Source organism: Photobacterium indicum (genome assembly GCF_003026215.1).
GTDB classification, from domain to species: domain Bacteria; phylum Pseudomonadota; class Gammaproteobacteria; order Enterobacterales; family Vibrionaceae; genus Photobacterium; species Photobacterium indicum.
In genome coordinates this window covers 19802-35092 of the sequence record NZ_PYOC01000013.1, presented here as the reverse complement: position 1 = coordinate 35092, position 15291 = coordinate 19802, and the positions used below count along the sequence as shown (strand labels likewise).

Sequence of the window (15291 nt, the reverse complement as noted above, 5' to 3'; positions counted from 1 at the left end):
CTTGATGGGTTACAAGATAGTGATGATTTGACGTTTTTGCAAGATGGTATTTTTTAACCAGCTGTGGATAACGTGGGGATTGAAATTTTTAGTTAGTGCCCACTAACACGATGCTGGTAGGCGGGTTAGTATTAAAGAAAATTGCAACAAATTATCATGAGTTTTTTTATGAAATTAAAATATATTTACCTTGATCTTTAGTCGTTTTAATACAGGGTGCTTAACGTCAAAATCTTGGTTAATAAATGATTCAATTGAGCTGTTTTTGATTTTCTAGTGTGGCGATCAAAGAATAGGGGGAATTGAGAATATCGTGTGCATTCCATTGGCACGGGGAGTGCTCTGTCCCTATATATCCCCAGCCAGCGACATAGGCGTGCATTTTTGCGGCTTGTGCTGCGATCATATCTTTTTCAATATCGCCGATATAGGCACAAGCAAGATTATCGACATTAAGTAATTCACTGGCATAAAGTAGAGGCTCAGGATGGGGTTTAGCTACTTCAAGGGTATCTCCACAAACCACAACCTGCGCTTTCATGAGTTCAGGAAAGAAAGGTAACAGCAAGTCAGTTAAAAATCCTGGCTTATTCGTCATTATGCCCCAAGGTATATTGTGTTGTTCTAGATAGGCGAGTAATGGTTTTATGCCATCATAAATTGAAGTACCAACACAAATTTTTTCTTCATAATAATCTAGAAAAGCTTGGCGTAAATGAACCATATCTAAATGCTGCGGGATCTCACCAAAACCAGCACTTAATAATCCTTTGGCGCCATAGCTCGTGTTTGCTTTTATTTGTTGGCTATTGAGTGGGCCATGTCCGTGATCGGCTAGCACTCGGTTAGCGGCATCGGCCATATCGGGTGCGGTGTCTAATAATGTACCATCAAGGTCAAATAAAACGGCTTTTATCGTCTTCGACATTTTCTATATCCCTATAGCAAAAGTTTAGAGGTTATAGAAAGCATATACCCAAGTTGCCATTTTAATAAGAAGAACGACTTATACTCTTATTGAGCAGCTAAAACTGAAAAGAGATTTGTGATGCAGGGAGTATTACCAGAGTAAGATATTGTAAGTAGATACAATAAAGGACGCTTCAGCGCCCTTTTTCAATTTTTTATAACTTACGCTTTTGTAACTTATGGTTTCACGGTGTGAACGATGTAATTCACCTCAACACTCTTGCCTAGCCAGTAGTTATCAGTCAGCGGGTTATAATGTAAACCTGTGATATGACGATCTTGCAAAGGCGTTTGATCAATCATTGCGATAAGTTCAGAAGGGCGAATGAATTTCTTGTGGTCGTGAGTACCCTTTGGCACCAGTTTCAATAATTGTTCAGCGCCGACAATCGCAAATAAATACGATTTAGCATTACGGTTTAAGGTAGAGAAGAAAACATGCCCGTTAGGTTTCACCATTTTGGCGCATGCCGCAATAACCGATGCAGGATCGGGAACGTGTTCAAGCATTTCCATACAAGTAACAATGTCGTACGTTTCTGGGTGCAACTCTGCTTGTTCTTCAGCTGTACGTAGCACGTAGTCTAATTTTGCACCAGTTTCTAATGCGTGAAGGCGTGCAACCGTTAAAGGTTCTTTACCCATATCAAGGCCAGTAACATCTGCGCCTTCATTTGCCATGCTTTCAGCAAGAATGCCGCCACCACAACCCACATCAAGAATTTTTTTACCAAACAGCCCGCCAGCGTGGTCAATCACATAGTTAAGGCGAAGGGGGTTGATTTGATGCAAAGGTTTAAATTCACCCTCTAAATCCCACCAACGTGACGCCATATCTTCAAATTTACTGATTTCTGCCGGATCGACATTTAACTGTTTGGTCATTCTTATCGCCATTTTCCTTAATTGATAGGCGGATTATAAACTATGACTTGGGTATAAACCATGAATTGATAGCACTGAATGAGCAGAGTATGGAAAGTGAAAAAGAATAGGGAAATAGGGACTAAAAGCAGTGAAAATGACGGTATCACTGCTTAATATGATCTTTATCAAATATATTTTTATTACTTCTTGGCGTTAAGTTATTCAGATGTACCAGTGATACTGAATGTTAGAAATTCAGGGCTGATAGAGCCAGAAGAAAGGGTTAGTGCTGCCAAAATAAGTATAAGAATGTATTTTCCACCAATGATACAAAGTCCGATGGTATTGATTGCTGTGCCTAACATAACGACCTCACTTTTTAAGCCAATGACGGTTTTGCTTAATGTGCGTGTTGTTTCACTTAGTACAACAGTGATACTACTCGGTACTGGTTTATGAAAATTGATAACGATCACTTTTCTATTCAGTGTGGTGTCAGCTTGGCTATGAATGTGTATTAAAAGCGGGGTGGGTTGTTTTTTTACAATTGCTTACAACTTAATCAAGAGTAGCAGTAGACGTAATAAGAAAGTGATAGGGTTGGTTGATAATTAATCATTCAAAAGAAAATACATTCAGATGTTACTCTCATTGTTTCTGATTTTTTCTAAATACGCTAAATTACTCACAACATACGTCGTGAAATGTGTGCCTATTAAGTGTGAATTATGCTATATTCTCGCACCTTGCACGTACTAAAAATACGACAGAAATTACCTGAGGGATATTGGCTCAATGAGCGATCTTGCAAAAGAGATCACGCCCGTTAACATTGAAGATGAGCTGAAAAGCTCGTATCTCGACTACGCGATGTCAGTTATCGTGGGTCGTGCTCTTCCGGATGTGCGTGATGGCCTAAAGCCAGTGCACCGTCGCGTATTATTCGCGATGAATGTGCTAGGCAATGACTGGAATAAAGCTTACAAAAAATCTGCCCGTGTGGTTGGTGACGTAATCGGTAAATATCACCCGCATGGTGATAGTGCTGTATACGATACTATCGTACGTATGGCGCAACCATTCTCGCTACGCTACATGCTTGTTGACGGCCAAGGTAACTTTGGTTCTGTCGATGGTGATTCAGCGGCGGCAATGCGTTACACCGAAATCCGTATGTCAAAAATCGCCCACGAATTGTTGGCCGATCTTGACAAGGAAACCGTTGATTATGTACCTAACTATGATGGTACAGAATTCATTCCAGCGGTTATGCCAACTAGGGTTCCAAACCTTTTAGTTAACGGTTCATCGGGTATCGCGGTGGGTATGGCAACAAACATACCGCCTCATAACCTAGGTGAAGTGATTAACGGTTGTTTAGCATTTATCGATAATGAAGATATCACTGTCGAACAGCTAATGGATTACATTCCTGGACCGGATTTCCCAACTGCAGCCTTGATCAACGGCCGTAAAGGTATCATTGATGCTTATCATACTGGTCGCGGCAAAGTTTACATGCGTGCCAAAGCGAGTATCGAAGTAGAGAAGAATGGTCGAGAAACCATTATTGTCACAGAGATTCCGTATCAGGTTAACAAAGCACGCTTAATCGAAAAGATTGCAGAGCTAGTTAAAGATAAGAAAGTTGAAGGCATTAGCGCACTACGTGATGAGTCTGATAAAGATGGCATGCGTATCGTTGTTGAATGTAAGCGTGATGCGGTAGGTGAAGTTATTCTGAATAACCTTTACTCGCAAACTCAGCTGCAAACAACATTTGGTATTAATATGGTTGCACTTGACCATGGCCAGCCTAAGTTGTTCAGCCTTAAAGAAATGTTGAAGTGCTTCGTTAATCACCGCCGTGAAGTTGTGACTCGTCGTACTATCTACGAATTGCGTAAAGCACGTGAACGTGCACACCTTCTTGAAGGTCTTGCAATTGCTTTGGTTAATATCGATGAAATCATTGAATTAATTAAAAGCGCACCAACACCACAAGTTGCACGTGAAGAGCTATTAGCTCGTCCGTGGCAGCTAGGTGATGTTGCGGCAATGCTTGAACGTGCTGGTGTTGACGCTGCACGACCTGAGTGGTTAGAGCCACAATTTGGTATTCACGGTGGTCAGTACTTCTTAACTGAACCACAAGCACAAGCAATTCTTGAGCTACGTTTACACCGTTTAACAGGTCTTGAGCACGAGAAGATTCTTGAAGAATACAAAGGCCTTCTTGATGTTATCGAAGAACTACTTCTTATTTTAGGTAGCCCTGAGCGTCTAATGGAAGTGATTCGTGATGAGCTTTATGCTGTTAAAGAACAGTTTAACGATGAACGTCGTACTGAAATTACAGCAGCAAGCCATGACATCGATCTTGAAGATCTGATTACTCAAGAAGATGTTGTCGTGACTTTATCTCACGAAGGTTACGTTAAGTATCAGATTTTGAGTGATTACGAAGCTCAGCGTCGTGGTGGTAAAGGTAAGATAGCAACACGCATGAAAGATGAAGATTTCATCGAGCGTCTGCTAGTGGCTAATACACATGATACTATTTTGTGCTTCTCAAGCCGTGGTCGTATGTACTGGCTGAAAGTTTACCAGTTACCATTAGCAAGCCGTACTGCTCGTGGTAAGCCAATCGTGAATATTCTTCCATTGGAAGAAGATGAACGTATTACTGCTATTCTGCCTGTACGTGAGTACGAAGCAGATAAGTATGTATTTATGGCTACCGCAGATGGTACTGTGAAGAAGACACCATTGACTGATTTCAGCCGCCCTCGTAGCGCTGGTATCATTGCTGTGAATCTACGTGAAGGCGATTCATTGATTGGTGTTGATATTACTAACAGCACCGATGACATCATGCTGTTCTCTAAATTCGGTAAAGTTGTTCGCTTCTACGAAAGCGCCGATGAGAATGGTAAAGGTGGTGTTCGCGGAATGGGCCGAACTGCTGCGGGTGTCCGTGGTATGAAGCTTGCTGAAGGTGATAAAGTTGTATCACTGATTGTTCCACACAACGAAGGTGATGTACTAACAGTAACTGAAAATGGTTACGGTAAGCGTACAGCACTTACAGAATACCCAGCGAAGAGCCGTGCAACACAAGGTGTTGTATCAATTAAGGTTTCTGATCGTAATGGTAGCGTTGTTGGTGCAGTTCAAGCTGAAGATGGCGATGAGTTCATGATGATCACCAACGGCGGTACATTAGTACGTACGCGTGTTGCTGAAGTAAGCCGTGTCGGTCGTAACACTCAAGGTGTTACATTGATCCGTACTGCTGAAGAAGAACTTGTTGTTGGACTACAGCGTATTGACGAACTAGAAGTTGTTGAACTGGAAGAAGACGCTATCGTAGATGGTGAAATTGCAGTTGACGGCGAACAAGTTGTCGATACTGATGCAGCACAACAGCCAGAAGCAGATTCAGAGCAAGGCGAATCAACTGACGAAGAGTAATCTTGTTAGCTTGATACGTTAATAAAAACGCAGCCTAAGGGTTGCGTTTTTTTATGCCTGAAAAGCGCCAATTAATGGCTGATATGACCAAATATTACTGAGTTATCTTTTTTTCTCTAAATAGTTATGCTTAGGGCTTTTCAGAATTGAAATAAAGGTGTAAAAAATGATATACCCAAACCACTTCAAGGTGCAGTGTTCAGCGAGAATTCAGTGGCTTTTAGGCAAGACAGCCATATGAGCGAATAGTGGTTCTATTTGGAGTGTGGCTAACGCAGTATAAAAGCCACTGAAACTCGCCCTTTGGGAGCTCCTCTGGAAACTCACTTCCGCGCAAAATGTGCTTGAAATGGGATGCCATTCCTACATACATTTCGCTTGAATTGAATTCCCAGAGGAAGCTCTGAATCATGCATCTTGAAGTGGTTTGGGTATAAGTCGATCCTTGTCACAGCGTCTTTCTAGCGTTTTTAGTGATAGGTAAAAAGTGAATATTTCCAATTGCATAGCAGGAGCACGTTTTTCATCATGGAAAAAGTCTATAACTTTTGCGCTGGCCCAGCGATGATCCCAGCGGAAGTTTTAAAAAAAGTTCAGGAAGAACTCGTTAACTGGAATGGTTTAGGTACGTCTGTGATGGAAATTAGCCATCGCAGTAAAGAGTTTCTAGCGGTTGCAGAACAGTCTGAAAAAGATCTTCGTGATCTTTTAGCGATTCCTTCCAATTACCACGTACTTTTTTGTCATGGCGGAGCGCGTGGACAATTCGCAGCCGTTCCTATGAACCTATTGGGTGATGCTAATACTGCTGATTATATGGACGGTGGCTATTGGGCACACAGCGCTATTGCTGAAGCTAAGAAGTACTGTTCGCCTAATGCGGTTGATATTACGTGTGAACGCGAAGGTAAAAAAGCCATTTTACCTGCCAATGAGTGGTCATTTTCAGATGATGCTGCCTTTGTGCATTTTTGCCCGAATGAAACCATTGATGGAATCGAAATTCGCGATTTGCCTGAAACGGATAAGCCGATTGTTGCCGATTTATCATCAACGATTCTTTCTCGTCCTATCGATGTTTCAAAGTATGGTGTTATTTATGCGGGTGCACAGAAGAATATTGGTCCAGCTGGCTTAACGATTGTTATTGTTCGTGATGATCTTCTTGGTAAAGCCAAGCAAGAAATTCCGAGCATTTTTGATTACACCGTCTTAGTCGATAAAGAATCGATGTTTAATACACCTCCGACATTTGCTTGGTATTTAGCGGGTGAAGTATTTAAGTGGCTGAAAGAGCTCGGTGGTTTGGAAGCCATGAAGCAACGTAACGATGCGAAAGCTGAATTATTATATAACTTCATTGATAGTTCTGATTTTTATAAGAACGATGTTCACGTAGATAACCGTTCTTTTATGAATGCACCTTTTCAGCTTAAGAACCCTGAATTAGATGCTAAGTTTTTAGAACTGGCTGATGCAGCAGGTTTGAAGGCGCTAAAAGGACACCGTGTGGTTGGCGGTATGCGAGCTTCAATCTATAACGCAATGCCGATTGAAGGTGTGCAAGCGCTCGTCGATTTCATGCGCGAGTTTGAGCAAGAGAATGCTTAATCGCAATTGATGATAGCGTTAATGAAAAAGCCGTCGAAAGACGGTTTTTGTCTGAATTTAGCTTTTTTACCAATCATTCACTAATACGTTGAATGATAATCACACTGCAATCTGCATTATAGGTTGCGCTACCACCGCCACTGACCCTACAAGGTCTCTATTATCCTTTTTTACCGCTGTCTTATTATTAATAATCAGACAGAGTCTTTACATAGCTATCTGTAAGCTTATCTATACTCTTCAGGTTTCAATTAAGTCGAAATGTATATTCCTGTTTGTATTTTTACTTGAATAACATTGTTTATAAAAAGAACAGTATTCTCAGGTGGTATGGTTATGGAACGATTGACATTGGTCACTCTAATTAGCGTGGCTTTAGTGGGCTGTGGCGGTGATTCTGATTCTAGCTCAGATAGTTCACAAGTCACGACAAAGACATTAAATGGATATGTTGATGATATTTCTTATAGTGATAAAAGCATTTCAGTTAGCAATTTAACAGTCGATGCAGACAATGCTAACGTTAAATATCAATCTCAAACTTATCCGTTCGAAATTATTACAAAAGGTACCCACATCAGTGCTGATTTACGTGATGATGTTGCAAATAATATTGAATTAGACCCTGAATATACCGGTCAAGTGTCAGCAATCCTTAATGATAAGATCACTGTTAATAATATGGAGTTTACTTACGCGGAACTAAATTCTGATATAACGGTGGGGGATTGGGTGTTAATTTCAGCTCAAGTACATGCAGACTCAAGCTGGAAAGTCACATCGATTAATGAAATATCAGCTTTATCCTTTTCTGAGATAGAAGGGTCGATATCTCAATTAGATGTAAATGCTTTCACCTTTATGATTGGCAACGTGCTTGTTGATTACTCGAATGCCATTTTAGATGATATTCAAGTTATCCAAAATGGTTTGTGGGTCGAGGTCGATGGCCAATATCAAAATGGGCTGATAATCGCATCTAAGGTAGATGCGGAATCGGCGTCAGATTTTGATGACACTGATGTAGAAGGCATTATTTCATGGGTTAATTCAACTCAAACTGTTTTTGAACTTAATCAGCGAACAACCATAATGGTTGATGAATCGACACGGTATGACGATGGTAACCAATCAATGCTAATGGCTGGTTTTAAAGTCAATGTTGATTTAAAAGTGGTTAATGGAAAATTAGTCGCGATTGAAGTGGATTTTGATGATGATACTGGCATTCAAGGGCGAGAGTTTAACGTCGAAGGTGAAGCCTCATATGGCAACTCAGTCGTGAGTATTAACGGTATTGATTTTCCTATTGGGCCAAATACGGTGTTTGATGATGGTTTAACGATAAACACCTTAGCTGGACAGTGGGTTGAACTAGATGGGCGAGACGTTAATGGGCAGTTCGTTTTAAAAGAGATCGAAAGAGAAGATAAAGACAACGAGATAAGCCTAGAAGGTAAGGTCTCAGGAAATACGATTTGGGGCTATTCGTCATCTGATGGCTCATTAGGTATATTTAATGGACAATGGGTTGAAATAGAGTGTCAGCGTGATGCCTCTAATAACTTATCATTTTGTCGTTTAGATCCTGATTAAATTGAGATTATATTTCTACTGGTTCATTAGAAAAAGCGCTAAGGCGCTTTTTCTATATATCGGTGGTATTCGGTTATTAGGTACAAATGAATAGCATTAATCATTTACGCAAAACGTATTGTTTAAATAACACTGAATGGATTGTTCACTTGCATCAAATTGAGGGTTAGGGACTTCTTTTGGATTAATCCACAGCCAGCCTTCGCATTTATCAGGCTCTTTGAGCTCGGCGTTGCCAGTGAAATCAGTCACAAGTAGTGCAACGCTTATGTAGTGTTTACCGGATTCCTGAAACGTCACGAGGTTATTCGTTATAGCGATGACTTCAGGGTTACGAATAATAATCCCTGTTTCTTCTTCCATTTCACGAGCAGCACACTGAGTGAATGTTTCACCAATCTCCATATGACCACCAGGAATGGAATAGTAAGGGGCGTGGCTATTTTTACGTTTACCAATCAGAATTTCACCCTTGTCATTAACAACAATAATACCAATGCCGACTTTAGGTGTTTCAGAACTCACACTTGATTCCTTATTTAATGGTAATTTCGCGTTTAAACAAGCGATACGACGAAGTTTAGAGTACCTTCTGGTTAGACCAAAAGCTATATAAAGAAGGAATAGGTAAATGGTACTAGCGAACTGATGCATTATTCGCTAATCTGCAGAAACGCCCAAAATACAGGATTGAAGAATAACAGATGGAAAGTTTAACGTTACAGCCGATAAGCCAGATCAATGGGGAAGTGAATCTACCGGGTTCGAAAAGTGTTTCTAACCGTGCACTATTATTGGCAGCGTTAGCGCAGGGTACGACTCGTCTTACTAACCTTTTAGACAGTGATGATATTCGCCATATGCTGAATGCACTAAAGCAGCTAGGGGTAAATTATCAATTATCAGCAGATAAAACGGTCTGTGAAGTTGAAGGTCTTGGTTCTGCATTCAATGCGTCACAAGCTTTAGAGCTATACCTCGGTAATGCAGGTACAGCAATGCGCCCGTTAGCTGCGGCACTTTGTCTTAGTCAGGGTAACTTTGTATTAACTGGCGAACCTCGAATGAAAGAGCGCCCGATAGGGCACCTAGTCGATGCACTCCGTACCGCAGGCGCAGACGTTACTTATCTAGAAAATGAAAATTACCCACCGCTAGCTATTAAAGGCACTGGCCTTAATGGTGGCGAAGTTGAAATTGACGGTTCGATTTCAAGCCAATTTTTGACTGCTTTCTTGATGGCAGCACCAATGGCGACACAAGACACGGTTATTCGCATCAAAGGCGATCTTGTTTCTAAGCCCTATATTGATATTACGCTGCATATTATGGCGCAATTTGGTGTTACGGTAGAAAATCGTGATTATCAAGAGTTCTTTATCCCTGCTGGGCAGACATACCAAAGTGCTGGTGACTTCTTAGTGGAAGGGGATGCGTCATCTGCTTCTTATTTTTTAGCTGCCGCTGCGATTAAAGGCGGTGAAGTAAAAGTGACAGGCATTGGTAAAAAGAGCATTCAAGGCGATGTTCAATTTGCACATGCACTTGAAATGATGGGGGCTGAGATTGAATGGGGCGATAATTATGTGATTGCTCGTCGTGGCGAATTGAAAGCCGTCGATATGGATTTCAACCATATTCCTGATGCTGCGATGACGATTGCTGTTGCAGCATTATTTGCAGAAGGCACAACGTCTATCCGCAATGTGTATAACTGGCGCGTAAAAGAAACGGATCGTTTAGCGGCGATGGCGACAGAGTTACGTAAAGTTGGCGCAGAGGTTGAAGAAGGTGATGACTATATTACCATTGTACCGCCAACACAGTTACAGCATGCAACGATTGATACCTATGACGATCACCGTATGGCAATGTGTTTTTCATTAGTCGCATTGAGCGATACACCCGTTACGATTAATGACCCTAAATGTACATCTAAAACTTTCCCTGATTATTTCGATAAGTTGGCAGGATTAAGTCAGTCTGCTTAAAGTATTTAAATTCAGTTTAGTGTAAAGCCCACGCAACATTACTCGCTCTAGTAATGTTGCGTGGGCTTTTTTATATGCACTAAGATTGCATTGAAACCTGACTGTTCAAAATTGCAACATTAATTATGACGAACACGTTTATCTAGATTCTTTTCTCGATTCGCATATAACTTTTCGATTTTATTACGTATAATGCGTCCCCGTTTAGTAAGCAGTTTTGCTGTTTAACGAAAAGATTGCTGAAATTATTTCGGAGAAACTTATGTCTACTCATGCTCCAGTCATCACCGTTGATGGACCAAGTGGTGCCGGTAAAGGCACTCTATGTATGCTGTTGGCAGAAAAATTAGGCTGGCATTTACTCGACTCTGGCGCCATTTATCGAGTATTAGCTCTTGCTGCTATTCACCATGGTGTTGACCTAGAATCTGAAGACGTCTTAGTACCATTAGCTGCACATTTAGATGTGCAATTTAAAGCTGAAGGTGACTTAGTTAAGGTTATCCTAGAAGGTGAAGACGTTTCTGGCGAATTACGTAAAGAAGAAACGGGCATGGCGGCATCAAAAGTGGCTGCATTACCACGTGTACGAGAAGCATTGCTGCGTCGTCAACGTGCCTTCAGTAATGCTCCTGGTCTTGTTGCTGATGGTCGTGACATGGGTACAGTGGTTTTTCCTAACGCGATCGTAAAAATATTCCTAGATGCAAGTGCTGAAGAACGTGCTAATCGCCGTATGAATCAGTTGCAACAAAAAGGCTTAGATGTTAACTTTGGCAGCCTTTTAAGCGAAATTCAGGAACGTGATGACCGAGATCGTAATCGATCTGTAGCGCCATTGCGTCCCGCGGAAGAAGCTTTGGTGCTAGACTCTACTGATATGTCAATAGAGCAAGTTACAGCCCAAGCATTCGCTTATATAGAAAAAGCTTTAGAACAAAAATCCTAGTCTACCGAATAATCGGTTAGGCGCTGTCGGTATCATGGATGACAACTGACTTTTTTATCAACCCCATGAGGTAGGATACCCATGGTTGTTTATCATATTGAAGATTAATTAAATGACTGAATCTTTTGCTTTACTCTTTGAAGAGTCTCTAAACGAAATCGAAACACGCCCAGGCGCTATCGTTAAAGGTACTGTTATCGCTATCGAGAACGGTTACGTTCTTGTTGATGCAGGCCTTAAGTCAGAATCTTCTATCCCAGTTGAAGAATTCAAGAACGCTGCTGGCGAACTTGAAATTGAAATTGGTGCAGAAGTTGACGTAGCACTTGATGCTATCGAAGATGGTTTCGGTGAGACTAAACTTTCTCGTGAAAAAGCTAAGCGTCATGAAGCTTGGATCCAGCTTGAAAAAGCTTACGAAGAAGCTGAAACAGTTGTTGGTATCATCAACGGTAAAGTTAAGGGCGGCTTCACAGTTGAACTTAACGGTATCCGTGCGTTCCTACCTGGTTCACTAGTAGACGTTCGTCCAGTTCGTGACACTGCTCACCTTGAAAACAAAGAGCTAGAGTTCAAAGTAATCAAGCTTGATCAGAAGCGTAACAACGTTGTTGTTTCTCGCCGCGCAGTTATCGAATCTGAAAACAGCGTTGAGCGTGACGAACTACTTGCTTCTCTACAAGAAGGTATGGAAGTTAAAGGTATCGTTAAGAACCTTACTGACTACGGCGCATTCGTTGATCTTGGCGGTGTTGATGGTCTTCTTCACATTACTGATATGGCTTGGAAACGCGTTAAGCACCCAAGCGAAATCGTTAATGTTGGCGATGAAATCAACGTTAAAGTTCTTAAGTTCGACCGTGAGCGTACTCGCGTATCACTAGGTCTTAAGCAACTTGGCGAAGATCCATGGGTAGCAATCGCTAAGCGTTACCCAGAAAGCACTAAGCTTTCTGGCCGTGTTACTAACCTTACTGACTACGGTTGCTTCGTTGAAATCGAAGAAGGCGTTGAAGGTCTTGTACACGTTTCTGAAATGGATTGGACTAACAAAAACATCCACCCATCGAAAGTTGTTAACGTTGGTGACGAAGTTGAAGTTATGGTTCTTGATATCGACGAAGAACGTCGTCGTATCAGCCTAGGTCTTAAGCAGTGTAAAGCTAACCCGTGGCAGTCATTTGCAGAAATGCAAGCTAAGGGCGATCGCGTAACTGGTAAGATCAAGTCTATTACTGACTTCGGTATCTTCATCGGTCTTGACGGCGGTATCGACGGTCTTGTTCACCTATCTGACATTTCTTGGAATGTTACTGGTGAAGATGCAGTTCGTGACTTCAAGAAAGGCGACGAAATTTCTGCAGTAGTTCTAGCAGTAGACGCAGAGCGTGAGCGTATCTCTCTTGGCGTTAAGCAGATCGAAGAAGACCCGTTCAACAGCTACGTAGCTGAGAACAAGAAAGGTGTTCTTGTAAACGGTACTGTTACTGCAGTTGACGCTAAAGGCGCAACAGTAGAACTAGCTGAAGGCGTTGAAGGTTACCTTCGCGCTTCTGAAGCATCTGTAGATCGTGTTGAAGACGCAACTCTAGTACTTTCTGTTGGCGATTCTGTTGAAGCTAAATTCACAGGCGTTGATCGTAAGAACCGCGTAGTTAACCTATCTGTTCGTGCTAAAGATGTTGCTGAAGAGCAAGAAGCAATGGCTACTCTGAACAAGCAAGAAGAAGCTTCGTTCGGTAACGCTATGGCTGACGCTTTCAAAGCTGCTAAAGGCGAATAATTGAGCTTAGAGAGAAAAGGCTTTTAGCATTTTCTCTCTAAACGGTTATACTATTGAGAAACATACTAAAAACGGAGTGTTTATGACAAAGTCTGAATTAATTGAAAGGCTATGTAGTCAACAAACACATCTTTCTGCCAAACAGGTAGAAGATGCAATCAAGGAAATCCTTGAGCACATGGCGGGTACCCTTGCAGAAGGCGACCGTATTGAGATCCGTGGCTTTGGTAGCTTCTCTTTACATTACCGTGCTCCGCGCGTAGGTCGTAATCCTAAGACTGGTGATAAAGTTGAGCTGGATGGTAAATACGTTCCTCACTTCAAGCCAGGCAAAGAATTACGTGACCGTGTTAATGCTGCAATTGCTGCTTAACCGCGAATAGAACAAAAAAACGGCATACTACTTAGTATGCCGTTTTTTTATGTCTATTGGTCATGGTTTGATAAGTAAATTTGCTGCATAATCAAGACATCAAATTATTGAACAAGCCTGAGGATTTACGATGAAGATAATAAGCATTCTTATTTTAGTGGTTTGCTTTCTGATCACCCTTGCATTAGGTGCTCAAAACCAAGAACTTGTTAATTTTAATTATCTTGCCGCTCAAGGAGAATTCCAGTTATCGACTTTACTGGGAATTGCATTCGGTTCAGGCTTTGGGCTTGGTTGGCTGATTTGCGGTATGTTATATCTAAAAGCCCGCTTTTCTAAGAATCGTCTAACGAAGAAAGTTGTTAAGCAGCAGAAAGAGTTAGATCAGCTTCGTGCCGAGCCTATTAAGGAATAACATTTAATGCTAGAGCTGTTGTTCCTGTTACTTCCTATCGCCGCCGCTTACGGTTGGTATATGGGTAACAGGAGCGCTAGTAATCAACGCCAAGAGCAATCTCATCACATGTCACGTCAATACGTGACAGGTTTGAATCTACTGTTATCTGATCAGTCTGATAAAGCGGTAGACCTTTTTATTGAGTTGCTTCAAGTTGATAGTGAAACAATTGATACTCACCTTGCTTTGGGAAACTTATTTCGAAGCAGGGGTGAGGTCGATCGTGCAATTCGTATCCACCAAAACCTTATCGCCCGCCCCAACCTAACCATTGACCAACGAAACCTCGCATTACAGCAATTAGCAAAAGATTATATGGCTGCAGGTTTTCTTGATCGTGCTGAAAAAATCTTCGAACAGTTACTTGATGAGCCAGACCACCGTAAAGGTGCACTGCAGCAGTTGTTGTCTATTTATCAACAAACACGCGAGTGGGAAAAAGCGATAGAGATGGCAAATCAGCTCGTCAAGATGGGTAAACCTAAACTTAAGCATGATATATCCCATTATTGGTGTGAGCTTGCGATGCTTGAGATAGGGGCGCAAAATCCAGATAAGGCGAAGCAATGTTTAAAGAAAGCTTTATCTGCAGATAAGAACTGCGTACGTGCTTCGTTAACAATGGCACGTATTCTGATTAAAGGTGGAGAATATAAAGCGGCGTCTAAGCAGCTTGAACGTGTTATCGAGCAAGAGGTTGATTTTGTCGGTGAAGCTTTGCCTCTTTTACTTCAATGCTATGAAGCGACAAATAATGAATCGGGTTGGTTGAAATATTTACAACATTGCGTAGATATGAAAGCTGGCTCGACAGCTGAATTAATGCTTGCTGATGAGATATGTAAACGTGAGGGAGCCATTCTTGCTCAAACGTTTATGACTCGTCAGCTGACAAAAAACCCGACCATGAAGGGCTTCTACCAACTGATGGATTATCATCTTGATGAAGCAGAAGAAGGTCGAGCAAAAGAAAGTTTAACCAGTTTACGCCACTTGGTGGGTGAGCAGCTTAAAATGAAGCCTCACTATCGTTGTCGTAAATGCGGTTTTGCCACGCACTCTTTATATTGGCAGTGTCCTTCGTGTAAAGGGTGGGGTACCGTTAAGCCAATTCGTGGCCTCGATGGTGAATAATACCTGTGGGTATTTTTCTAGTTATAAAATTGAATTATGTAAAAGGGCTACCCTATGGTGAGCCCTTTTTTTAAGTTACCAAGTCAA

At 41.6% G+C, this 15291-nt stretch carries 13 protein-coding genes; 9 read left to right on the top strand and 4 right to left on the bottom strand.

Translation table 11 applies throughout. The annotated features are described in order from the left end of the window. Window positions 1-250: 250 nt before the first annotated feature. The 3 genes from C9J47_RS22840 to C9J47_RS22830 form a co-directional block, all read right to left on the bottom strand. Entirely contained in the window at window positions 251-928 is a 678-nt protein-coding gene (locus C9J47_RS22840) for an HAD family hydrolase (protein ID WP_107255562.1), read from the bottom strand. A gap of 218 nt (window positions 929-1146) precedes the next feature. Further along, window positions 1147-1854: a bifunctional 2-polyprenyl-6-hydroxyphenol methylase/3-demethylubiquinol 3-O-methyltransferase UbiG gene (ubiG, locus tag C9J47_RS22835; protein ID WP_107255561.1), complete on the bottom strand. Its 708-nt coding sequence runs from the start codon at window positions 1852-1854 to the stop codon at window positions 1147-1149. Window positions 1855-2054: 200 nt separating this feature from the next. Beyond that, a complete protein-coding gene (locus C9J47_RS22830; protein ID WP_107255560.1) occupies window positions 2055-2312 on the bottom strand; it encodes a hypothetical protein in 258 nt (85 codons plus the stop codon). Window positions 2313-2631: 319 nt separating this feature from the next. Here C9J47_RS22830 and gyrA point away from each other — a divergent pair, with 319 nt between their 5' ends. From gyrA to C9J47_RS22815, 3 genes are all read left to right on the top strand, one after another. After that, the gene (gene gyrA / locus C9J47_RS22825) at window positions 2632-5310 is read left to right on the top strand and encodes a DNA topoisomerase (ATP-hydrolyzing) subunit A (RefSeq protein ID WP_107255559.1); all 2679 of its coding nucleotides are present in this window, start codon (window positions 2632-2634) and stop codon (window positions 5308-5310) included. Window positions 5311-5838: 528 nt separating this feature from the next. Next, window positions 5839-6921 (top strand): 3-phosphoserine/phosphohydroxythreonine transaminase, encoded by a 1083-nt coding sequence (serC, locus tag C9J47_RS22820; RefSeq protein ID WP_107255558.1) that lies wholly within the window; start codon window positions 5839-5841, stop codon window positions 6919-6921. A gap of 336 nt (window positions 6922-7257) precedes the next feature. Next, a complete protein-coding gene (locus C9J47_RS22815) occupies window positions 7258-8517 on the top strand; it encodes a DUF5666 domain-containing protein (RefSeq protein ID WP_107255557.1) in 1260 nt (419 codons plus the stop codon). Window positions 8518-8613: 96 nt separating this feature from the next. Here the strand turns inward: C9J47_RS22815 and C9J47_RS22810 are convergent, their stop codons facing one another. Next, complete coding sequence (locus C9J47_RS22810; protein ID WP_107255556.1) at window positions 8614-9042, bottom strand: nucleotide triphosphate diphosphatase NUDT15; 429 nt, start codon at window positions 9040-9042, stop codon at window positions 8614-8616. Between the two features lie 179 nt (window positions 9043-9221). On the opposite strand from C9J47_RS22810, the gene aroA reads away from it, so the two are divergent. The 6 genes from aroA to lapB all read left to right on the top strand — a co-directional run bounded on the left by aroA (window position 9222) and on the right by lapB (window position 15204). After that, window positions 9222-10508 carry a 3-phosphoshikimate 1-carboxyvinyltransferase gene (aroA, locus tag C9J47_RS22805; RefSeq protein ID WP_107255555.1) on the top strand — a complete coding sequence of 429 codons (1287 nt, stop codon included), beginning with the start codon at window positions 9222-9224 and terminating at the stop codon, window positions 10506-10508. Window positions 10509-10770: 262 nt separating this feature from the next. Further along, window positions 10771-11457: a (d)CMP kinase gene (gene cmk, locus C9J47_RS22800; RefSeq protein WP_107255554.1), complete on the top strand. Its 687-nt coding sequence runs from the start codon at window positions 10771-10773 to the stop codon at window positions 11455-11457. Between the two features lie 112 nt (window positions 11458-11569). Beyond that, a complete protein-coding gene (rpsA, locus tag C9J47_RS22795; RefSeq protein WP_107255553.1) occupies window positions 11570-13240 on the top strand; it encodes a 30S ribosomal protein S1 in 1671 nt (556 codons plus the stop codon). An 82-nt stretch (window positions 13241-13322) separates the two neighbouring features. Continuing rightward, on the top strand, window positions 13323-13613 hold the full coding sequence (ihfB, locus tag C9J47_RS22790; RefSeq protein ID WP_011219115.1) for an integration host factor subunit beta: 291 nt from the start codon (window positions 13323-13325) through the stop codon (window positions 13611-13613). A gap of 130 nt (window positions 13614-13743) precedes the next feature. Continuing rightward, complete coding sequence (locus C9J47_RS22785) at window positions 13744-14028, top strand: LapA family protein (protein ID WP_011219114.1); 285 nt, start codon at window positions 13744-13746, stop codon at window positions 14026-14028. Between the two features lie 6 nt (window positions 14029-14034). Beyond that, window positions 14035-15204 carry a lipopolysaccharide assembly protein LapB gene (gene lapB / locus C9J47_RS22780; RefSeq protein ID WP_107255552.1) on the top strand — a complete coding sequence of 390 codons (1170 nt, stop codon included), beginning with the start codon at window positions 14035-14037 and terminating at the stop codon, window positions 15202-15204. Window positions 15205-15291 lie beyond the last annotated feature (87 nt).